18 protein-coding genes are annotated in these 19,564 nt (G+C 71.7%); 14 read left to right on the top strand and 4 right to left on the bottom strand.

Annotated elements, in window-relative coordinates; translation table 11 throughout:
* The first annotated feature begins 159 nt into the window (after nt 1-159).
* Nucleotides 160-1,980 carry a glycoside hydrolase family 6 protein gene (locus Q5425_RS09865; protein ID WP_308671814.1) on the top strand — a complete coding sequence of 607 codons (1,821 nt, stop codon included), beginning with the start codon at nt 160-162 and terminating at the stop codon, nt 1,978-1,980.
* 364 nt (nt 1,981-2,344) lie between these two features.
* On the opposite strand, the gene Q5425_RS09860 is transcribed toward Q5425_RS09865, so the two are convergent.
* Entirely contained in the window at nt 2,345-3,616 is a 1,272-nt protein-coding gene (locus Q5425_RS09860; RefSeq protein WP_308671813.1) for an ABC transporter substrate-binding protein, read from the bottom strand.
* A 161-nt stretch (nt 3,617-3,777) separates the two neighbouring features.
* On the opposite strand from Q5425_RS09860, the gene Q5425_RS09855 reads away from it, so the two are divergent.
* Nucleotides 3,778-4,728, top strand: coding sequence for a LacI family DNA-binding transcriptional regulator (locus tag Q5425_RS09855; protein WP_308671812.1), 951 nt, complete (start codon nt 3,778-3,780; stop codon nt 4,726-4,728).
* 90 nt (nt 4,729-4,818) lie between these two features.
* Here the strand turns inward: Q5425_RS09855 and Q5425_RS09850 are convergent, their stop codons facing one another.
* Nucleotides 4,819-5,931: a lytic polysaccharide monooxygenase gene (locus tag Q5425_RS09850; protein WP_308671811.1), complete on the bottom strand. Its 1,113-nt coding sequence runs from the start codon at nt 5,929-5,931 to the stop codon at nt 4,819-4,821.
* 167 nt (nt 5,932-6,098) lie between these two features.
* On the opposite strand from Q5425_RS09850, the gene Q5425_RS09845 reads away from it, so the two are divergent.
* From Q5425_RS09845 to Q5425_RS09825, 5 genes are all read left to right on the top strand, one after another.
* A complete protein-coding gene (locus Q5425_RS09845; protein WP_308671810.1) occupies nt 6,099-7,292 on the top strand; it encodes an AGE family epimerase/isomerase in 1,194 nt (397 codons plus the stop codon).
* Between the two features lie 35 nt (nt 7,293-7,327).
* Entirely contained in the window at nt 7,328-8,323 is a 996-nt protein-coding gene (locus Q5425_RS09840) for an aldo/keto reductase (protein WP_308671809.1), read from the top strand.
* Between the two features lie 83 nt (nt 8,324-8,406).
* Nucleotides 8,407-9,447 (top strand): PLP-dependent transferase, encoded by a 1,041-nt coding sequence (locus tag Q5425_RS09835; RefSeq protein ID WP_308671808.1) that lies wholly within the window; start codon nt 8,407-8,409, stop codon nt 9,445-9,447.
* 61 nt (nt 9,448-9,508) lie between these two features.
* Nucleotides 9,509-10,237: a hypothetical protein gene (locus tag Q5425_RS09830; RefSeq protein WP_308671807.1), complete on the top strand. Its 729-nt coding sequence runs from the start codon at nt 9,509-9,511 to the stop codon at nt 10,235-10,237.
* Entirely contained in the window at nt 10,234-10,815 is a 582-nt protein-coding gene (locus Q5425_RS09825; protein WP_308671806.1) for a class F sortase, read from the top strand. Before Q5425_RS09830 ends, Q5425_RS09825 begins: the two co-directional genes overlap by 4 nt.
* Here the strand turns inward: Q5425_RS09825 and Q5425_RS09820 are convergent.
* A complete protein-coding gene (locus Q5425_RS09820; protein WP_308671805.1) occupies nt 10,801-11,841 on the bottom strand; it encodes a patatin-like phospholipase family protein in 1,041 nt (346 codons plus the stop codon). The two genes, Q5425_RS09825 and Q5425_RS09820, sit on opposite strands and share 15 nt — an antisense overlap.
* A 10-nt stretch (nt 11,842-11,851) precedes the next feature.
* Nucleotides 11,852-12,598 carry a FadR/GntR family transcriptional regulator gene (locus tag Q5425_RS09815; protein ID WP_308671804.1) on the bottom strand — a complete coding sequence of 249 codons (747 nt, stop codon included), beginning with the start codon at nt 12,596-12,598 and terminating at the stop codon, nt 11,852-11,854.
* A 66-nt stretch (nt 12,599-12,664) separates the two neighbouring features.
* Here Q5425_RS09815 and Q5425_RS09810 point away from each other — a divergent pair, with 66 nt between their 5' ends.
* The 7 genes from Q5425_RS09810 to Q5425_RS09780 are packed head-to-tail and all read left to right on the top strand — an operon-like array spanning nt 12,665 to nt 19,560.
* Entirely contained in the window at nt 12,665-14,155 is a 1,491-nt protein-coding gene (locus Q5425_RS09810) for an ABC transporter substrate-binding protein (RefSeq protein ID WP_308671803.1), read from the top strand.
* Nucleotides 14,152-15,096 carry an ABC transporter permease gene (locus tag Q5425_RS09805; RefSeq protein WP_308671802.1) on the top strand — a complete coding sequence of 315 codons (945 nt, stop codon included), beginning with the start codon at nt 14,152-14,154 and terminating at the stop codon, nt 15,094-15,096. The genes Q5425_RS09810 and Q5425_RS09805 overlap by 4 nt, the downstream gene beginning before the upstream one ends.
* Nucleotides 15,096-15,905: an ABC transporter permease gene (locus Q5425_RS09800; protein ID WP_308671801.1), complete on the top strand. Its 810-nt coding sequence runs from the start codon at nt 15,096-15,098 to the stop codon at nt 15,903-15,905. Before Q5425_RS09805 ends, Q5425_RS09800 begins: the two co-directional genes overlap by 1 nt.
* Nucleotides 15,902-16,633: an ABC transporter ATP-binding protein gene (locus Q5425_RS09795; RefSeq protein ID WP_308671800.1), complete on the top strand. Its 732-nt coding sequence runs from the start codon at nt 15,902-15,904 to the stop codon at nt 16,631-16,633. The genes Q5425_RS09800 and Q5425_RS09795 overlap by 4 nt, the downstream gene beginning before the upstream one ends.
* The gene (locus Q5425_RS09790) at nt 16,630-17,403 is read left to right on the top strand and encodes an ATP-binding cassette domain-containing protein (RefSeq protein ID WP_308671799.1); all 774 of its coding nucleotides are present in this window, start codon (nt 16,630-16,632) and stop codon (nt 17,401-17,403) included. The genes Q5425_RS09795 and Q5425_RS09790 overlap by 4 nt, the downstream gene beginning before the upstream one ends.
* Nucleotides 17,396-18,808 (top strand): aldehyde dehydrogenase family protein, encoded by a 1,413-nt coding sequence (locus Q5425_RS09785; protein ID WP_308671798.1) that lies wholly within the window; start codon nt 17,396-17,398, stop codon nt 18,806-18,808. The genes Q5425_RS09790 and Q5425_RS09785 overlap by 8 nt, the downstream gene beginning before the upstream one ends.
* Entirely contained in the window at nt 18,805-19,560 is a 756-nt protein-coding gene (locus tag Q5425_RS09780) for an SDR family oxidoreductase (RefSeq protein ID WP_308671797.1), read from the top strand. The genes Q5425_RS09785 and Q5425_RS09780 overlap by 4 nt, the downstream gene beginning before the upstream one ends.
* Nucleotides 19,561-19,564 lie beyond the last annotated feature (4 nt).

Here is a 19,564-nt window from a genome sequence, read left to right as displayed (position 1 = left end):
GCCGCCGCGGCCCCCGACCCGGCACTTTCACGTGAAAGTGCGGCTTCCGGCACGGGGTCTGGCACGCCGGCCCTTCGAGCGGCGCACCGAGCGGCTTCGCCGTCGGCGCGACCGCCTGCACCACCTGACCCACCCACCGAACACTAAGGAGCGCACTCGATGAAGAGTGAATTCTGGTCCGCGAGGAGGAAGTCACGGTTCGCCGTGGCATCCTCGGTGACGGCGGCAGCGGTCACCGCAGGGCTACTGGTGGCCGGGGGCAGCCCGGCGGGCGCCGCCACCGGCTGCAAGGTCACCTACACGGTCAACCAGTGGAGCACCGGCTTCACCGCCAACGTCGCCGTGACCAACCTGGGCGACGCCGTTTCGTCCTGGAACGTCGAATGGGACTTCGGCGGCAACCAGCAGGTGCAGCAGGGCTGGAGCGCCACGTTCAGCCAAAACGGCAAGCACGTGAGCGCGAAGAACCCGTCGTGGGGCGGGTCGCTGGGCTCGAACGCCACGGCCAGCTTCGGCTTCAACGGCTCGTTCTCGGGCACGAACGACATCCCGGCGTCGTTCTCGCTCAACGGGGCCCACTGCGACGGCACGTCGCCGACCACGACACCGACGACGCCGACCCAGACGACCACCCCGACCACGCCCACCACGCCGACGACCCCCACCACCCCGACGACGGTGACCACGACGCCCCAGCCCGGGACCCACGTGGACAACCCGTACGCCGGCTCGAAGGGGTACGTGAACCCGGACTGGTCGGGGCAGGTGTCCGCGGCGGCCGCGGCCAAGGGCGGCACGCTGGGCGCCCAGATGGCCAAGGTGGCGAACACCTCGACCGCGGTCTGGCTGGACCGGATCGCGGCGATCGAGGGCACGTCGAGCGCGCGCGGCCTGCGCGGGCACCTCGACGCGGCGCTGGCCCAGCAGAGCGGCGGGACGCCGGTGACGATCCAGATCGTCGTCTACGACCTGCCGAACCGCGACTGCGCGGCGCTGGCGTCCAATGGTGAGCTGAAGGCCGCCCAGAACGGCCTGGCCCGGTACAAGAGCGAGTACATCGACCCGATCGCGTCGATCCTGTCCGACTCGAAGTACGCGCCGCTGCGGATCGTGGCGATCGTGGAGCCGGACTCGCTGCCGAACCTGATCACGAACACCTCGATGGCGGCGTGCGCGGAAGCGCAGTCCACCGGGGTGTACACGCAGGGCATCCAGTACGCGCTGAACAAGCTCCACGCGATCTCCAACGTCTACAACTACCTGGACATCGCGCACTCGGCGTGGCTGGGCTGGGACAGCAACTTCGGTCCCTTCGTCAACCTGGTCAAGCAGACGCTGCAGGGCACCACGGCCGGCGTGAACAGCGTCGACGGCTTCATCAGCTCCACGGCGAACTACACGCCGCTGACCGAGCCGAACCTGCCCGACCCGAACCTGAACGTCGGCGGGCAGCAGCTGAAGTCGGCGAAGTTCTACCAGTGGAACCCGTACTTCGCCGAGGTGCCCTTCGCCACGGCGATGTACAACGCGTTCGTGTCGGCGGGGCTGCCCAGCGGCATCGGCATGCTGGTCGACACCTCGCGCAACGGCTGGGGCGGCTCGGCCCGGCCCAGCGGTGCTTCGGGGTCCACTGTGGACGCCTACGTCGACTCGGGCCGGATCGACCGGCGGCTGCACCGCGGCAACTGGTGCAACCAGAGCGGCGCGGGTCTGGGTGTCCGGCCGACGGCATCGCCGGCGGCGCACTTCGACGCCTACGTCTGGATCAAGCCGCCGGGTGAGTCCGACGGCGCGAGCCAGCAGATCCCGAACGACGAAGGCAAGGGCGCGGACCCGATGTGCGACCCGACCTTCCACGGTACCGAGCAGGCCAACGGCGGCAACCTGACCGGTGCCCTGCCGAACGCCCCGCTGTCCGGCAAGTGGTTCGAGGCCCAGTTCGAGCAGCTGGTCCAGAACGCCTACCCGCCGGTGCAGTGAACAGACCCCGGGCCGGCCGGTGCCGCGCAGCCGCCGGCCGGCCCGGGCTCCACCTCCGCCATCGCAGCACCGGCAGCGACCTGTCCCGCCAGGTCCGCTCGCCGTGGTCCCGCTCGGCCGCCTGACCGGCCGGGCGGGACAGCGGGGTTCGGCCTGATGTCCGGCAACGGCGTCAGGCCGGATCCCGCGTCGCGCACCTCAGGCGGTCCGGCCGGGGTCCGTGCGGAAGCCGGCCCGGCCCGGCACCCCCTCGAACCCCTTCGGCCCTGGTTCGGTGACGAACCCCCATCCGGGTGTGGAACGCGTGCGAACCCTTGTTCTCCGGCGAAGTGATCGCCTGTACCACCGAGCGCCCGTGCGCGGGTCAGGGCACGACCCGGTGCACCCCGATCAGCACCTGCTGCCAGACGGCGGCGGGGTCGGCGCCCTGTTCGACCGCCTTGAGCGCCGGGGCGATCACCGTCTCCTGGATCTTGCCGTCGCCCGGCCCCTTGTACTGCGGTTTCCCGACCTTGCGGGCCTGTGCGACGAAGACCTGGCCGCTCAGCGTCCCGCCGAAGTAGCCGTTCATCTCGCTGAGCAGGTCGGGGGAGGTGAAGGCGTCGACCTGGCTGGGGAAGTTGCCGCTCACCCGGAACGCGTGCAGCTGCTGCTCGGGCGCGGTCAGCCAGGCGGCGAGCGCGGCGGCCTCCTTCTGGTGCGCGCTCGCGGACGGCACGGTGAGGTAGGAGCCGCCCCAGTTGCCGCCGCCGTCGGGGAAGGCGTCGGTGAGGGCCCACTTGCCCGCGTTGCCGATCCCGGCCTGCTGCTCGATGATGCCGAGCATCCACGAGGGACACACCTTCGTCGCGAAGGAGCCGAGGCGCAGCCCGTTGTTGCCGTCGTCCTCGAACGCGGTGAGACCGGCGGACTGCCCCTGCTTCACCGCGGTGGTGACCTGGTCCCAGGCGTCCTTCAGCGCGGTGTTCGTCTCGAGCGTCGAGCGGTCCTCGCGGTTGAGGTAGCCGACCGGGAGCTGGTTGACCTTGGCGTTGAAGATCTGCGCCGAGGAGTCGAACCACGGCTTGCCGTGCGAGCGTTTGACGTACTTTTCGCCGGCCCGGAAGAAACTGTCCCAGCTCGCGAACATCGTCTTCACCGAGCCGGGGTCGGTGGGCAGCCCGGCCGTTTCCAGGAGGTCCTTGCGGTAGCACATGGCCAGCGGGCCGATGTCCGTGCCGTAGCCGACGAGCTTGCCGTCCTTGCTCCGGCCCGCTTCGTACTTCCACTCCAGCCACCGGCCGGGCTTCACGTCGGCCGGCCCGACCTTCGCCAGGTCGGCGAACTTCGCCGACTGGGCGAGCACGTCGGCGAGGTGGCCTTCCTCGACCGCCTGGATGTCGGCGAGCCCCTGCCCGTTCTGCAGCTTGGCCAGCAGGTCCTGGTGGTACGGCCCGCCCTGCTCGGTCCGGACCTGGCGGATGGTGACCCCGGGGTGGGTGAACTCGTAGCCGGGGATGAGGTCCTCGTAGCCGAACTCGCCGAAGGTCGCCATGGTGAGCGTGATCTGCTCCGGCGTGCCGGGGCCGCACCCGGCGGACAAGGCGGACAGGACGGCAGCGACGGTGATGGCCAGCTGTCTTCGGATTTTCCTCATGCGCGCGCACTCCCCGTTCGCGACCCGGCCCCCGTTGGCTGGGAGCGCTCCCGGGGGGAGTGTCGTTTCCCGGTGCGGCGGGTGTCAAGGTGCGCGACGGCGGGTGTCCGTGCGGACACGGACCGCGGGCTCCGGCCCTTGAGGTGCAACGAAGGGGTGCGATGAAGCGTCCGACGATCACCGACATCGCGAAGGAGGCCGGCGTCTCCAAGGGCGCGGTCTCCTACGCCCTCAACGGCCGCCCCGGCGTCTCGGAGGCCACCCGGCGGCGGATCACCGAGATCGCCCGGGAGCTCGGGTGGGCGCCCAGCAGCACGGCGCGGGCGCTGTCCGGCGGCCGGTCCGGCGCGATCGGCCTGGTGCTCGACCGGCCGCTGGAGGTGTTCGTCCCGGCCCTGCTCGACGGGTTCGAGGGCGAGCTGCTGCTGCAGGTCGCTCCCGGCCGCGACGCGGCGCTCGCGATCTACCGCCGCTGGCGGGCCGAACGCAAGGTCGACGGCGTGCTGCTCACCGAGCCGGGCTGCGCGGCCGAGCTGGTGCGGATCGGGCTGCCCGCCGTGGTGCTCGGCGGGCCGGGCGGCGTGCCGGGCGTCCCGTCGGTGCTGGTGGACGACGTCACCGGCGCCGCCGAGGCGCTGGCGTACCTCGCCGCGCTGGGGCACCGGCGCGTGGTCCGCATCGCGGGCGCGGCGGTGTTCGCCGACCCGGCGGCGCGCCGCCGGGCGTTCACCACGGCCGCGACCGGCCTCCCGCACCCGGGCACGGTCCACCCCGAACCCGCGGCCGACGCGGTCCGCCGCGTGCTGGCGGCCCGTCCCCGGCCGACCGCGCTGCTGTGCGACACCGACGACCTCGCGGTGGCCGCCCTCGCCGCCGCGCGCGAACTGGGCCTGGCGGTGCCCCGCGACCTCTCGGTGGTGTCCTGGGACGACACCCCGCTCTGCCGCCTGGTCCGCCCGGCGCTCACGGCGATCCGCCGCCCGCTGCCCGAACTCGGCGCCCTCGCGGCCTCCGTCCTGCACGACCTGCTGGCGGGGGAGCGGCCGGGCGACGTGTGCGCGTCGCGGCCGAGGCTGATCACCCGGGGGAGCACCGGTCCGGCGAACGGGTGAAGGCCGGGCCGGGCCCCGCGAACGCGGGAAGGCCGCTTCGAGGACTCGCGTTCCCGAAGCGGCCTTCCCGGACTGTCCACTCAGGACGACTCAGGTGCCCTGGCACGTCGGCGACGGGGCCGCGTTGCCTCCCGTCGTGTTGACGACCAGCCCGAACGTCGTCGTGCCGTCGGCCGCCACCTGGCCGTTCCAGTTGGCGTTGCGGACCGTGACCGCCGAGCCGGACTGGTTCAGCGTGCCGTTCCACACGCTGCCCACCGTCTGGCCCGCCGGCAGCGTCCACCCCACCTGCCAGCTCGTGTACGCCGTGGTGCCGTGGTTCATCACCGTCACCGTCGCCTGGTAGCCGCCGCTCCAGGTGTTGGTGATCTCGTACATCGCCATGCACGAGCCCGGCTGCGGGTTGCCGCTGGTCGGCGTGGTCGGCGTGGTAGGCGTCGTGGGGGTGGTCGGCGTGGTCGGGGTGGTCGGCGTGGTCGATGTGCCGGGCCCGGTTCCCGGGTCCTTCACGCCGGTGACCTCGCCGTGCCCGCCGTCGAAGGTGACGTCCGAGCAGCCGTAGAACGTCTCGGCGCTGTCCGAGCGCTTCCACACCGAATAGATGATGTGCCGGCCGGTCTTGTTCGACGGCAGCGCGCCGCTCCACTTGTACTGGCCCTCGACCGTGCCCACCGAGCCGGTCACCGGCGGGTGGTCCACCGTCAGGAACGGCTGGTCCTCCAGCGAGTCCCAGGTGAGCGGCTGGTTCGGGTTCCAGCCGTCCTTGGTCACGTACGTGTAGAACCAGCCCGGGTGCGCGGCCCACGCGTTGTACGAGAAGTCGAACTGGGCTCCGGCGGACAGGTGGGTCAGCGGCCACGAGCCGACCCCGTCGAAGCCCGCGAAGTTCGGGTTCCCGCCCGAGCACAGCTTCCCGTCGGGGATGAACCCGCGCGTGCGCCCGGCGCCGTCGGACCGCAGCACGCTGAACCAGTTGTACAGCGAGTTGGCGCCGCTGACGCCCACCGCGGCCGCGCAGGCCGGGTTCTGGGGCTTGATCTCGCCGGTCGAACTGAGCCCGTCCTGCCAGCACAGGAAGGTCCGGCTGCCCGGTTTCATCATGGCGCCGTGCGCCTCGGCCGTGCCGGTGTTCAGCAGGACGGCGGTCAGGCTCGCCAGCAACACGGTGACGGCGGCGAGGATGGTACTTCGTCTCCTGGTCACGTCAGTCCCTTCGTCGGGTAGCGTGCGTCGAAGACTGGGAGCGCTCTCAAGGTCAGGATACGCGGTGGCGGTCACTTCCGGAACAGCCCGCGATGGCCGGGGCGGGTGCCTTGGCCTACCTTGGCGGGGGCCGTCGAACCGGGCGGGCCCGTGGAGGAAGGCAGAGAGTGGACAGTCCGTCATCGGTTCCCGCCTGGGTGCGCGCCGAACCCGCCCGGCTGCTCGGGTTCGCCGGCGGCGCGGCGCACCCCGCCGGCGGGTTCGCCTGGCTCGACGACACGGGGCGGCCGGTGCTCGACCGGCCCGTCGAGACCTGGATCACCTGCCGCATGACGCACGTCTTCGCGCTCGCGTCGCTGCAGGGAGCGGACACCGGCGAGCAGGTCGCGCACGGCGTCGCGGCGCTGACCGGCCCGCTGCGGGACGCCGGGCACGGCGGCTGGTACGCCTCGACGGCCGTGACCGGGAAGCGGGCCTACGAGCACGCGTTCGTCGTGCTGGCGGCCGCGAGCGCGGCCGCCGCCGGTGCCGAAGGCGCCGACCGGCTGCTGGGCGAAGCCCTCGAAGTGGCCGAACGCCGGTTCTGGGAGCCGGCGCACGGGCTCGTCGCCGACGTCTGGGACCGCGGCTGGACGCACCTGGAGGACTACCGCGGCGCCAACGCCAACATGCACACCGTGGAGGCCTTCCTGGCCGCCGCCGACGTCACCGGCGACCCGGTGTGGGCGACGCGCGCGCTGTCCATTGTGGAGCGTCTGGTGCACGGCGAAGCCCGTGCGCACGGCTGGCTGCTCCCGGAGCACTACGACGCGGGCTGGCGCGTGCGGCCGGAGTACAACCGCGACGAACCCGCCGACCCGTTCCGCCCCTTCGGCGCGACCATCGGGCACCTCTTCGAATGGGCGCGGCTGGCCGTCCACCTCGGACGGGCGCTCGGGGACGGCGCGCCGCCGTGGCTGGTGCCCGACGCGGCCGCGCTGTTCGAGACCGCGGTCCGCCGCGGCTGGGCCGTCGACGGCAGGCCGGGATTCGTCTACACGACCGACTTCGCCGGGACGCCGGTGGTGCGCACCCGGCTGCACTGGGTGGTGACCGAGGCGATCGCCGCCGCGTGGACGCTGCACCAGGCCACCGGCGACCCGGCGTACCTCGCCCGCTTCGCGCAGTGGTGCGAGCACGCCGAAACGTGCTTCGTCGACCGCGAACTCGGCTCGTGGCACCACGAACTCGACCCGCAGAACCGTCCCGCCGCGACGGTGTGGGCGGGCAAACCGGACGTCTACCACGCGTACCAGGCGACGCTGCTGCCCGGCCTGCCGCCCGCGGCGTCGTTCGCCGGCGCGCTCCTGCCCCGCCGTTAGACTGCGCGAGCCGTCCCCTTCCGACAAGGAGAACCATGTCGCCTTTCGTCGCGGCCGAAGACCGGTACGCGGACATGCCGTACCGGCGGGCCGGGCGCAGCGGGTTGAAGCTGCCCGCCGTGTCCCTGGGCCTGTGGCACAACTTCGGGGACGAAAAGCCCCTCGACGTCCAGCGCGCCGTGCTGCGCCGGGCGTTCGACCTCGGGGTCACGCACTTCGACCTGGCCAACAACTACGGCCCGCCGCCCGGCGCGGCCGAGGCGAACTTCGGACGGCACTTCGCCGCCGACTTCCGCCCGTACCGCGACGAGATCCTGGTGTCGTCCAAGGCGGGCTACCTGATGTGGGACGGGCCGTACGGCGAGTGGGGCTCCCGCAAGAACCTGCTGGCCAGCCTCGACCAGAGCCTCGCCCGCACCGGGCTGGACCACTTCGACGTCTTCTACTCGCACCGCCCGGACCCCGAGACGCCGATCGAGGAGACGATGGGCGCGCTCGACACGGCCGTCCGCTCCGGGAAGGCGCTGTACGCGGGCATCTCCAACTACTCGCCCGAGCAGACCGAGGCCGCGCTCGCCGCGCTGAAGGAGCTCGGGACGCCGCTGCTGCTCCACCAGCCCCGGTACTCCATGCTGGACCGGTGGGTCGAGGACGGCCTGCTGGACACCCTGGACGAGCACGGTGTCGGCTCGATCGCGTACTCGCCGCTGAGCCAGGGCCTGCTGACCGACCGCTACCTCGACGGCATCCCGGCCGACTCCCGCGCCGCCGGTGCCAGCCCGTTCCTCACCGGCGACCGGATCACCGAGGAGACGCTGGCGACCGTCCGGGCGCTGGACGACGTCGCGAAGGGGCGCGGGCAGACGCTGGCGCAGCTGGCCATCGCCTGGGTGCTGCGCCGCGGCCGCGTCACCTCGGCGCTGATCGGCGCCAGCAGCGTCGCGCAGCTGGAGAACACCGTCGCGGCCACCGCGAACCTCGAGTTCACCGACGAGGAGCTGGCCGGGATCGAGCGGATCCTCGGCCGGTAGCGCGCTCTGCCCCGGCCGGTCGTGAGTGGTAAGGCGGGTTCTAACCCGCCTTACCACTCACGACGGGTCGTTACTGTGGGCGCATGGACGACTGGACGCCTCGCACCAAGGCCATCGCCGCCGGCCGGCCGCACGGTCCCGGTGAGCCGCTGAACACCCCGCTCGTCGCCACCAGCACCTACCAGGCCGGTGGCGATTTTGTGTACGCGCGCGGCGACGGGACGCCGACCTGGCACGCGCTCGAGGAAGCCGTCGGGGCGCTGGAAGGCGGGCAGGCGACGGCGTTCGCGTCCGGGGTCGCCACGCTGTCCGCGGTCCTGGACCTGCTGCCGGTCGGGTCGCGGGTCGCCGTGCCGACGTTCAGCTACGCCGTGACGCGCGGGGTCCTGGCCCACGCGCAGAAGCTCGGCAAGCTCGCCGTCACCGAGCTGGAGCCGACCGACACCGGTGCCTGGGTCGCCGAGGCCGCGACGGCCGACCTGGTCTGGCTGGAGTCGCCGACCAACCCGACCCTCGACGTGATGGACATCGAGACGATCGCCGCCGCCGCGCGCGGCCGGGTCGTCGTCGACAACACCTTCGCGACGCCGTTGCAGCAGCGGCCGCTCGACCTCGGCGCGGACGTCGTCGTGCACAGCGCGACCAAGCTGATCGGCGGGCACAGCGACCTGCTCCTGGGCATCACCGTGGCCAAGGACCCGGCCGTCGCGGCCGAGCTGCGGGGCGCGCGGACGCGGGTCGGATCGACGCCGGGCGCCCTCGAAGCGTGGCTGGCCCTCAGGGGCCTGCGGACCATGCCCGTCCGGCTCGCCGAGCAGTCCCGCACCGCCGCGTTGCTGGCCGAGCGGCTCGCCGGGCACCCCGCGGTCCGGCGGGTGCGCTACCCGGGCTTCGGGATGATGGTCGCCTTCGAGCTCGCCGACGCCGCGACGGCGGACCGGTGCTGCGCGTCCGTCCGGCTGATCCGGGCGGCGACGAGCCTCGGCGGCGTCGAGAGCCTGGTCGAGCGGCGGGCGTGGCTCCCCGGCGAGGAGCGCGTGCCGCCCGGGCTGATCCGGTTCAGCGTCGGCCTCGAGGACCCGGAGGACCTTTGGCGCGACCTGGCGTTCGCCCTCTCGGAGTAACGCGGACGGGTGAACCTTCGATAGTCGCGACGTCGTAGGTCGTCCGCCGTTGGGAGTCACCGTGGGAAGAACGTTGAGCCGGGTCGCGGGCATCGTGTCCGCCGGTGCGCTGATCACTTTCGCCGCCGCGCCCGCCGCGCTGGCGGAGGACGAGACTCCCACCTCCGAGACGACCACGACCACGTCGGAGACGACGACCACCACCACGGCTCCGACTTCGACGGAGACCACGGCACCGTCCTCGCCGGTCACGACCACCGGGACGACGTCAGCCCCGGCGACGACCGAGGTCACGACCACCACGACGCCGAAGACCACGTCTTCGGCGCCGGAGTCGGCCGAGCCGCCGAAGGACGACTACCGGGACAACGCCGGCGCCGGCTTCGTCGGTCTCGGCGGCGAAGGCGTCCTGGTCATCGCCTGCGCGTCCGGCAGGCCGGGCGGAGTCGCGACCCAGTACCTGAGCGTCACCGGCGGCCCGGACCAGGACGAGGCCGACGGCCGCTACTGGAACTACTCGGTGCGCGTGGTCGACGCCCCGGCCGGCACGACCACCGCCAAGTTCAGCTGGACCTGCGACGGCGTCGAGGGTTACGGGATCGTCGAGTTCGAGCAAGAGCAGCCGCCGGTGTCGACGAGCACGGCCACGAGCAGCTCTTCGACGTCGAGCACCGCGCCGATCGCCACGGCCACCGGTTCCGCCCCCGCCGGCAACGCCGCACCGAAGGCCCAGGTCAAGGTCGCCCCCAAGGGCGGCGTCGAGACCGGCTTCGGCGGCACCGCCCGGTGACCGTCCGGCGGGCGGGGGCGGCCCTCGCCCTCGTCCTGACGCTGGCCGCCTGCAGCACCCCGGCGCCGCCGGCAGCCGCGCCTGCACCCGTTCCCCCTTCGGTGCCCGTGACCGTGCCGTTCAAGGGACTCCGCCCGACGTCGGTGAAGATCCCCAAGATCGGTGCGGAGTCCAGCCTGCTCGCGGTGGCGGTCAAGACCGACGGCACGATCTCCGTCCCGTCGGTGCACACGCCGATGCAGGCCGCCTGGTACAAGCTCTCGCCGGTGCCCGGCGACGTCGGCCCGGCGATCGTGCTCGGGCACGTCGACGGCGACAAGAAGCCCGGCATCTTCTTCAAGCTCAAGGACCTCGCGCCCGGCGACGAGGTCGACGTCGACCGCAGCGACGGGCGGAAGCTGAAGTTCGTCGTCGACCGCGTCACGCAGGTCCCGAAGGACACGTTCCCGCGCGAGGCCGTCTACGGCAACAGCAACAAGCCGGAGCTGCGGCTGATCACCTGCGGTGGCGCGTTCGACCACGCCGAGCACAGCTACCAGGACAACATCGTCGTCTACGCGAACCTAGCCGACGCCTGAGCCGGGGTAGGGGAACTCGGGCTTCAGCTCCGTGCCCGGGCACACCCAGCGCCGCATGCCCGCGTCGCAGACCGCGTACCCCCAGTTGATCAGCTGGTCCTGCGTCGTTTCGGACATCCTGGTCAGCCGGGTCTTCGTCTCGGCGAGTTTCCTGGTCTGCTCGACGGGGGCGGGCAGCGCGTCCGGCAGTTCGAAGTTCTCGATGTTGCTGTAGGTCGCCCAGTACGTCCCGGCGTAGGTCTTGTCCTCGTAGGACTTCAGCAGCGAACCGGTGCGCAGCTCGCGGACCTGGTTGTCCATCACGGTCAGCACGCGCAGCAGCTGCATCGGCCAGTTGTGCCTCGGCTTGGCCTCGTGCCTCATCTTCTTGCCCGCGTCGCTGACCAGGACGGTCGCCCGCTGGTTCTCGATCGGGTCGAGGCCGAGGTTGTCGTACACACCCGCGTCGCTGAGCACGATCTTGCGGCCGGGCTGGTGCGGGTCGGGGATCACCACCGGCGAGAGCATCGGCGGGAAGGCCGACGACGCGGCGACCGCCGTCGCGAGCGGGATCTGCCCGTGCGGGCCGGGCTGCCGGAAGAACCACCACAGCGAGCCGTCCTGGAGGCTGGTCGCGGTGAACACGAAGTTCGGCCCGGCCGGGTCGAGGTCGGCGAGGCAGCAGTCGCCGAAGAGGTGCTTCGTGTACCGGCGCGCCAGTTCTTCGCCGGCACTGCGCCAGGGGATCACCATCGCCTTCAGCGTCACCGGGACGTCGAGGTTGGTGCGGGCGAGCTTCCGCAGCGGCTGCACGACTTCCTTGCCGAAGTTCTCCGCGACGCCGTCTTCGCCGAACCACAGCTTGTGCCACGCGTGCGCCAGCACGCCCGCCGCGACCGACCCGCCGGAGACGCTGGAGACGGTGGTCAGCTTCGGCAGCCAGCCGAGTTCGTTGAGCCGCCAGAGCGCACCGGCGTGGAAGAGCATCGCGCGGTAGCCGCCCCCGGACAGCGCGAGCCCGACGCCGTCGCGTTTCGTCGCATCCACCCGGCCGAGTTTAGGGCCGCAGCAACGGCGTGAGGAGCGGCCGTTGCCCGGCGGGCACGTATTCGGCGTAGTTGTCGTACAACGCCTGTTTGGCCAGGTGCGCCGCGCCGCTGCCGTCGGCCGCGCGGATCGCGTCGAGCACCTCGGCGTGGTGTGCGAGCCACGTGCGCATCAGCGACGTCCGGTTGCTGGCGTGCTCGAGCTTGTCCTCGATCAGTTCCAGCACCACCCCGCGCACGACTTCTTCGCTGATCACCAGCAGGGGATTGCGGGAAATGCGGGCGATCACCTCGTGGAAGGCGACGTCGGCGCGGCTGAACTCGGCATAACCGCGCGAGACGCCTTCGCGCATCGACTCCAGCGCCGCGTCGAGGCCGGTCAGGTCGTCTTCGGTGCGCAGTTCGGCCGCGAGCAGGTGCGCCGAGCCGTCGAGGATCATCCGGAACTGCAGCAGTTCGGCGAGCCCGACGTGGTCGGCGCGCGCCAGCCGGTGCATCGAGCGGTGCAACGCGGCGGGCGAGGCGGCCAGCACCTCCGGGCCGCGCGGGTCCCCGGGCCGCGACCGGATCATCTCGGCCGCCTGCAGCACACGCAGGGCTTCGCGGACCGTCGAGCGGCCGACGCCGAACTGCGTCATCAGCTCACGCTCGCTCGGCAGGCGTTCCCCCGGCTGGAGCGCGCCGCTGACCACGGCCTGCTCGATCTGCTCGACGACCCGCTCGTACGCGCGGACCGGAGCCACCGGTTCGAACCGCATCCCTTGACCTCGTCGTCCGCTCGGTGCAGGCTACTGGTCAGACCAGTGTACTTACCTGGAGGCCGAATGAAAGCCCGACTTCACGTGCTGGCAGCGGCGCTGCTGCTCGTGGTGTCCGGCTGCTCGGCCGGCTCGTCGGCCAGTGTTTCCGCCGGTCCGGACACACTTTCCGTCGGCTTCACGGCGGAGCCGGCGAACTTCGACTTCACCCGCACCGACGGCGCCGCCATTCCGCAGGCGCTGCTCTACAACGTCTACGAAGGCCTGGTGAAGCTCGACGCGCAGGGCCGGGTCGTGCCGCTGCTGGCGAAGTCGTGGACGATCAGCCCGGACCGGCGCACCTACGACTTCCAGCTCCAGCCGGGCGTCAAGTTCAGCAACGGTGCACCCTTCACCGCCGAGGACGTCAAGTTCTCCCTCATGCGCGTGAAGACGGACTGGACGATCTCGATCAAGGCGAACATGGACGTCATCGACCACGTCGACGTCGTGGCGCCGGACCACGCGCGGGTTGTGCTGTCGAAGCCGTCCAACGGCTGGCTGTTCAGCCTCACCAGCCGGCTCGGCGCGATGTTCAGCCCCACCGGCGTCGCCGACCTGGCGAACAAGCCGGTGGGCACCGGGCCGTACGTCGTGGCGGCGCGCAAGCGCGGCGACTCCGTGGTGCTCAAGGCGAATCCCGCGTACTGGGGCCGGAAACCGGCGTACGGCACGGTCGTCCTCAAGTACATCAAGGACCCGACCGCGCTGAACAACGCGTTGTTCAGCAACGGCATCGACGTCATCTCGGCGATCACCGCGCCGGACTCGATCCCGCAGTTCCAGGCCGACGACCGGTTCCAGGTCGTCCAGGGCACGACGAACTCCGAGGTCACGCTGGCCATGAACAACGCGCGGCCGCCGCTGAACGACGTCCGCGTGCGCCAGGCCTTGACGTACGCGATCGACCGGAAGGCGTTGCTCGACACGGCCTGGGCCGGGCGGGGCACGCTGATCGGCAGCATGGTCCCGCCCACCGACCCCTGGTACGAGGACCTGTCGAACGTCCACCCGTTCGACCCCGCGCGGGCCGAGGCGCTGCTGTCCGAAGCCGGCGTGACGAACCTGAACCTGCGGCTGCGGATCCCGAACCTGCCGTACGCGGTGTCGGCCGCGCAGGTCGTCCAGTCGCAGCTCGCCGACGTCGGCGTGCGGACCACGATCGAGCCGCTCGACTTCCCGGCGGTGTGGCTCAAGCAGGTGTTCACCGACCACGACTACGACCTGTCGATCATCCAGCACGTCGAGGCGCGGGACATCACGACGTTCGGGAAGCCGAAGTACTACTGGGGCTACGACAGCAAGCGCGTCCAGCAGCTGCTCGCCGAGGCCGACAGCGGGACGCCGGAGCAGCAGGTCGCGGACATGAAGCAGGTGGCGCGGCAGCTGAACACCGACGCGGCCGCGGACTGGCTGTTCCTGTTCCCCAACGTGATCGCCGCGAAGGCGAAGGTCGGCGGGTTCGCGGCGAACCAGGTCAGCGAGTCCTTCGACCTGACCGGGCTGGCGCCGCGATGACGGCCAGGGTGGTGCGCCGGGTGGCGATCTTCGTGGTCAGCGTGCTGGTCGCGTCGATCGTGGTGTTCCTGTTCATGGCCGTGCTGCCGGGCGACCCCGCGCAGGTCGCGCTCGGCGTCAACGCGACGCCGGAACTGCTCGCCAAGACGCGCGCGGAGTTCGGCATCGACCGCCCGCTCGTCACGCAGTACTTCGACTGGATCGGCGGCGTGCTGCACGGCGACTTCGGCCGTTCCTACGTGACGCGGGACGCGATCGGCCCGCAGCTGCTCGACCGCCTCGGCGTGACGCTGTGGCTGGTCGGCGCGGGCATGCTGGTGGCGCTGGTGATCGCCGTGCCGGCCGGGACGTTCGCCGCGGTGAAGCACCGGAAGGCGTCGGGGGCGAGCGTCTCGGGCTTGTCGCAGATCGGCGTTGCGATCCCCGCCTTCCTCGCCGGGATCATCCTCGTGCAGATCTTCGCCGTGCAGCTGCGCTGGCTGCCGTCGGGCGGCTGGACGCCGCCGGACCAGGACGCGGGCGAGTTCGTCCGCGGGCTGGTCCTCCCGGCGTTGTCGCTGGGCCTGGTGCAGGGTGCGGTGCTCACGCGGTACGTCCGGTCGGCGGTGCTCGACACGCTCGGCCAGGACTACCTGCGCACCGCGCGCTCGAAGGGCCTTCGGCCGGGACAGGCGCTGGTGCGTCACGGCCTCCGCAATGCCTCGGTCCCCGTGGTGACGGTGCTGGGCCTGCAGCTGGCGACGCTGCTGATCGGTGCGGTCGTCGTCGAGCGCGTCTTCGTGCTGCCCGGGCTGGGCTCGATGCTGCTGGACGCCGTCTCCGCGCGTGACCTGCTGACCGTGCAGGGGATCGTGCTCGTGCTGGTGGCCGGCGTGCTGCTGGTCAACTTCGTCGTCGACGTCCTCTACACCGTGCTCGATCCGCGATTGCGGGGTTCGTGATGCGCAATCTGGTGCTGGGCGGGGTGCTCGTCGGCCTGGTCGTGCTGGCCGCGCTGCTGTCGTTCGCGTGGACGCCGTTCGACCCGGTGAAGGTCGACGCGACCCACCGGCTGCTCGGCTTCACCGGCTCCCACTGGTTCGGCACCGACAAGTTCGGCCGCGACCTGCTGAGCCAGCTCATGGTCGGCGCCCGCACGACGCTGTACGTGGGGGTCGTCGCCGTCGGCATCGCCGCGGTGATCGGCACGCCGCTGGGCATCCTCGCCGGGATGTCTGAGACGACGCAGCTCGGCGAGTTCGTCATGCGCGTCAACGACCTCGTGCTCGCGTTCCCCGCGCTGCTGCTGGCCATCATGTTCGGCGCGGTGTTCGGCGCCGGCACGCTGACCGCGATGGTCGCGATCGGCATCGCCACCATCCCGTCGTTCGCGCGGATCGCCCGCTCCGGGACGCTGCAGGTGATGAGCACCGAGTTCGTGCTCGCGGCCCGCGCCGGCGGGCGGTCGCGGCTGACCATCGCCCTGCGGCACGTGCTGCCGAACGTCTCCGGCCTGCTGATCGTGCAGGCGTCGGTGTCGTTCGCGATCGCCGTGCTCGCCGAGGCGGCGCTGTCGTTCCTCGGCTTCGGCACGCGGCCGCCGACGCCGTCGTGGGGCCGGATGCTGCAGGAATCGCAGGAACTGCTGACCGTGCAGCCTCGGCTGGCGCTGGTACCGGGCATCGCGATCGCCGTCGCCGTGCTGGGCTTCAACCTCCTCGGCGACGGCCTCCGCGATCGCCTGGACCCCCGGTTGGCGGCGCGCGTATGACGCTTTCGGTGCGCGGCCTCAGCGTCTCTTCGCTGGTCCGGGACGTCTCCTTCGAGATCGGCGCAGGTGAGCGCGTCGGCCTGATCGGCGAGTCCGGGTCCGGCAAGTCGCTGACGGCGCTGGCGATCATGGGCCTGCTGCCTGAGGAGCTGCCCGCGTCCGGCTCGGTTTCCCTGCACGGCCGCGAGCTGCTCGGAATGTCCGAAAAAGACCTCTCCCGGCTGCGCGGCGACGAGCTGGCCATGGTGTTCCAGGAGCCGATGACGGCGTTGAACCCGGCCATGCGCGTCGGCCGCCAGGTCACCGAGCCCGGCCGCATCCACGGGCGCCGTCACCGCGCCGAGGACCTGCTGTCCGCGGTGGGCCTGCCCGGCACCGCCCGCGCCTATCCCCACCAGCTGTCCGGCGGCCAGCGGCAGCGGGTGGTGCTGGCGATGGCGCTGGCGAACGAGCCGTCGCTGCTGATCTGCGACGAGCCGACAACCGCCCTCGACGTCACCGTCCAAGCCCAGATCCTCTCGCTCATCAAGACCGAGCTTTCACGTGAAAGCTCGCTCCTCTTCATCACGCACGATCTTGCTGTCGTGGCTTCGGTGTGTGAGCGCGTGCTGGTGATGCTGGACGGCGAGATCGTCGAAGCGGGCTCGACGCGCGAAGTGCTGACGCAGCCGAAGCACGCGTACACGCGGAAGCTGCTGGACGCCTCGGACCTGGAGGCCCGGCGATGACCATCATCGAAGTCCGCGACCTCGAACGCCGGTACGCCCGCCGGGACGTGCACGCGCTGCGCGGCGTCAGCTTCGACGTCGAGGCCGGGCAGCGGTTCGGCATCGTCGGCGAGTCCGGCTCCGGCAAGTCCACGCTGGTCCGGCTGCTGGCGGCGCTCGACAAGCCGACCGCGGGCACGGTCTCGTTCCGGGGCCGCCGCATCGACGACCTGCCCGAACGGAAGCTCGGCTTCCTGCGGTCGGAACTGCAGATCGTCTTCCAGGACCCGATGGGCTCGCTCGACCCGCGGATGCGCGTGCGCGACATCATCTGCGAGCCGATGGGCCGGCGAGCGCCCGACCGCGTCGCCGAGCTGCTCGCCGCCGTCGGCCTGCCCGCCGACGCGGCGGGGCGCTACCCGCACCAGTTCTCCGGCGGCCAGCGGCAGCGGATCTCGATCGCCCGCGCACTGGGGCCGAACCCGAGCGTGCTGATCGCCGACGAGCCGGTCAGCGCGCTCGACGTCTCCGTGCGCGGCCAGATCCTCGACCTGCTCGGCTCGCTCGTGGAGCAGTTCGCGCTGACGCTGATCTTCGTGTCGCACGACCTCGGCGTCGTCCGGCACGTCTGCGACCGGGTCGCGGTGATGCGCCGCGGCGAGATCGTCGAGCTGGGCGACGTGGCGCAGGTCTACGACGCGCCGCGGCACGAGTACACGCGGGAACTGCTGGAAGCCGCGCCGAACCTGCGCGCGGAACTGGCCCGGCTGCGCGGAGGTGACGATGGCTGAGTACCCGGACGGCCTGCCGGTCGGCGCGGGCTGGGTGTCCACTGTGGATAGCGAAGAAATCGTTTTCCCGTACGACGGGAGTGTGATCGGTCGCGCGCCGGTCGGCACTCCCGAGCTGGCTACTCGCGCCGTGGACGAAGCTGTCGCGGTTGCGCGTGAAGTGGCTTCGCTGCCTTCGCGGGTTCGTCGCGCCTTGTTGAACGACGTCGCCGCTGCTGTGCGTTCTCGCCGCGAGGAGTTCGAGAACCTGCTCGTCCTGGAGACGGGTAAACCGCTGGTCGATTGCCGCGTTGAGGTCGCCCGCACGATCGTCACCTGGGAAGCCGCCGCCGAAGAGGTGTCCCGGCTGCACGGCGAGACCGTGCCCCTCGACCTCCTGCCCTCGGGCGACGGCCTGGTCGGGTTCTGGAAGCGCAAGCCGATCGGCGTCGTCGTCGGGATCGCGGGCTTCAACTACCCGCTGCTGCTCGCGTCGCACAAGATCGCACCGTCGATCGCCGCGGGCTGCCCGGTGATCGTCAAGCCGGCGCCGCAGACGCCGCTGGCCACGCTCTGGCTGGTCCACCTCGTGCGCTCGCTCGCGCCCGTGCCCGCCATGGTCCAGCTGGTCACCGGGGACGCGGCCGTGGGCGCCGCGCTGACGACCGACCGCCGCATCGGCGCGGTCTCCTTCACCGGCTCGGCCGCGGTCGGCCACCGCATCGCCCGCGACGCGGCCCCGACAAAAACCCTGCTGGAGCTGGGCTCGAACGCGGCGCTCGTCGTGGCAGGCGACGCCGACCTCGAAGCCGCCGTGGACGCCGTGCTGCGCGGCGGGTTCTACGCGTCCGGCCAGGCCTGCATCTCGGTGCAGCGGGTCCTGGTCGTCGCGTCGGTCGCCGGGGAGTTCACCGAACGGCTGCTGGCGCGGCTCGGCGAAGTCGTCGCCGGCGACCCGCGGGACGAGAAGACGCGGGTGTCCGCGCTGATCGACCCCGCTTCCACCGACCGGGTCGCCTCGTGGATCGAGCAGGCCGGCGGCCGCCGGTTCGGCGGGGGTGTCGACGGCACGGTGTTGCGGCCGACGGTCCTGCTCGACGTCCCGGATGGCGTCGAAGCCTGGGACGAGGAAATCTTCGGCCCCGTCGTCTGCGTGCGCACGGTGTCCGATGTGGACGAAGCGTTCGCCGCGGTGAACGCGTCCCGCTACGGCCTCCACGCCAGCGTCTACAGCAAGTCGCTGAACACGGCGTTCCGCGCCCTCGACGAACTCGAAGTCGGCGGCGTCGTCGTCAACGAGGTGCCCGGCTTCCGCTCGGACACCATGCCCTACGGCGGCGTGAAGGACTCCGGCATCGGCCGCGAAGGGCCGCGCTTCGCCGTCGAGGAACTGACCGTGACGAGGATGGCGGTGCTGCGGCCGTGAACTACTCGACGTTGTTCCGGCTGGACGGACGGCGGGCCGTCGTGCTCGGCGCGGGCGGCATCGGCCGCGAAGCCGCGCGGGCGCTGGCCGCGCACGGCGCCGACGTCGTCTGCGCCGATCGGGACCTCGATGCCGCGCGCGAGGCGGGTGTGGGGGAGCCGTACGAGCTCGACCTCCTGGCCCCCGGCGCTGTCGAGCGCGCCGCGGCCGAGCTGGGCGATGTCGACGTCGTCGTGCTGACCGCCGCGACGAACGTGCGCAAGCGGCTGGTGGACTACACGCGCGAGGAGTTCGACCGGGTCATCGCGCTCAACCTCGGCGCGAGCTTCGACGTCGTGCGCGTGTTCGGCGCCGGCATGGCCGCGCGCGGGCGGGGCAGCATCATCGGGTTCTCGTCCATCCGCGGCACGACCGTCGAACCCGGCCAAGGCCCGTACGCGGCGACAAAAGCCGGGCTCGTGCAGCTGCTCCGGACGGCGGCGGCGGAGTTCGGGCCGTCCGGCGTCCGGGCCAACGCGATCGCCCCCGGCGTCGTCGAGACCCCGCTGACCGCGCAGATCAAGGCGAATCCCGAGTGGTACGACGCGTACGCGGCGAAGGGCGCGTTGGGCCGCTGGGCGCGTCCGGACGAGCTCGCCGGAGCGGTCGTCTACCTCGCTTCGGACGCTTCGTCGTTCGTGACCGGCTCCGTGCTGGCCGTGGACGGTGGCTGGACCGCCGTCGACGGCCGCTTCGAACCGCCTGCCTCGTAAGGAG

Source organism: Amycolatopsis sp. A133 (genome assembly GCF_031082405.1).
Classification (GTDB): domain Bacteria; phylum Actinomycetota; class Actinomycetes; order Mycobacteriales; family Pseudonocardiaceae; genus Amycolatopsis.
This window is presented reverse-complemented; position numbering and strand designations above follow the sequence as displayed.

Excerpts from the sequence above, each read along its gene's own strand:
- Q5425_RS09865 (WP_308671814.1), top strand. The coding sequence starts at position 160 with ATGAAGAGTGAATTCTGGTCCGCGAGGAGGAAGTCACGGTTCGCCGTG.
- Q5425_RS09860 (WP_308671813.1), bottom strand. The coding sequence starts at position 3,616 with ATGAGGAAAATCCGAAGACAGCTGGCCATCACCGTCGCTGCCGTCCTG.
- Q5425_RS09855 (WP_308671812.1), top strand. The coding sequence starts at position 3,778 with ATGAAGCGTCCGACGATCACCGACATCGCGAAGGAGGCCGGCGTCTCC.
- Q5425_RS09840 (WP_308671809.1), top strand. The coding sequence starts at position 7,328 with ATGTCGCCTTTCGTCGCGGCCGAAGACCGGTACGCGGACATGCCGTAC.
- Q5425_RS09835 (WP_308671808.1), top strand. The coding sequence starts at position 8,407 with ATGGACGACTGGACGCCTCGCACCAAGGCCATCGCCGCCGGCCGGCCG.
- Q5425_RS09815 (WP_308671804.1), bottom strand. The coding sequence starts at position 12,598 with ATGCGGTTCGAACCGGTGGCTCCGGTCCGCGCGTACGAGCGGGTCGTC.
- Q5425_RS09810 (WP_308671803.1), top strand. The coding sequence starts at position 12,665 with ATGAAAGCCCGACTTCACGTGCTGGCAGCGGCGCTGCTGCTCGTGGTG.
- Q5425_RS09805 (WP_308671802.1), top strand. The coding sequence starts at position 14,152 with ATGACGGCCAGGGTGGTGCGCCGGGTGGCGATCTTCGTGGTCAGCGTG.
- Q5425_RS09800 (WP_308671801.1), top strand. The coding sequence starts at position 15,096 with ATGCGCAATCTGGTGCTGGGCGGGGTGCTCGTCGGCCTGGTCGTGCTG.
- Q5425_RS09795 (WP_308671800.1), top strand. The coding sequence starts at position 15,902 with ATGACGCTTTCGGTGCGCGGCCTCAGCGTCTCTTCGCTGGTCCGGGAC.
- Q5425_RS09790 (WP_308671799.1), top strand. The coding sequence starts at position 16,630 with ATGACCATCATCGAAGTCCGCGACCTCGAACGCCGGTACGCCCGCCGG.
- Q5425_RS09785 (WP_308671798.1), top strand. The coding sequence starts at position 17,396 with ATGGCTGAGTACCCGGACGGCCTGCCGGTCGGCGCGGGCTGGGTGTCC.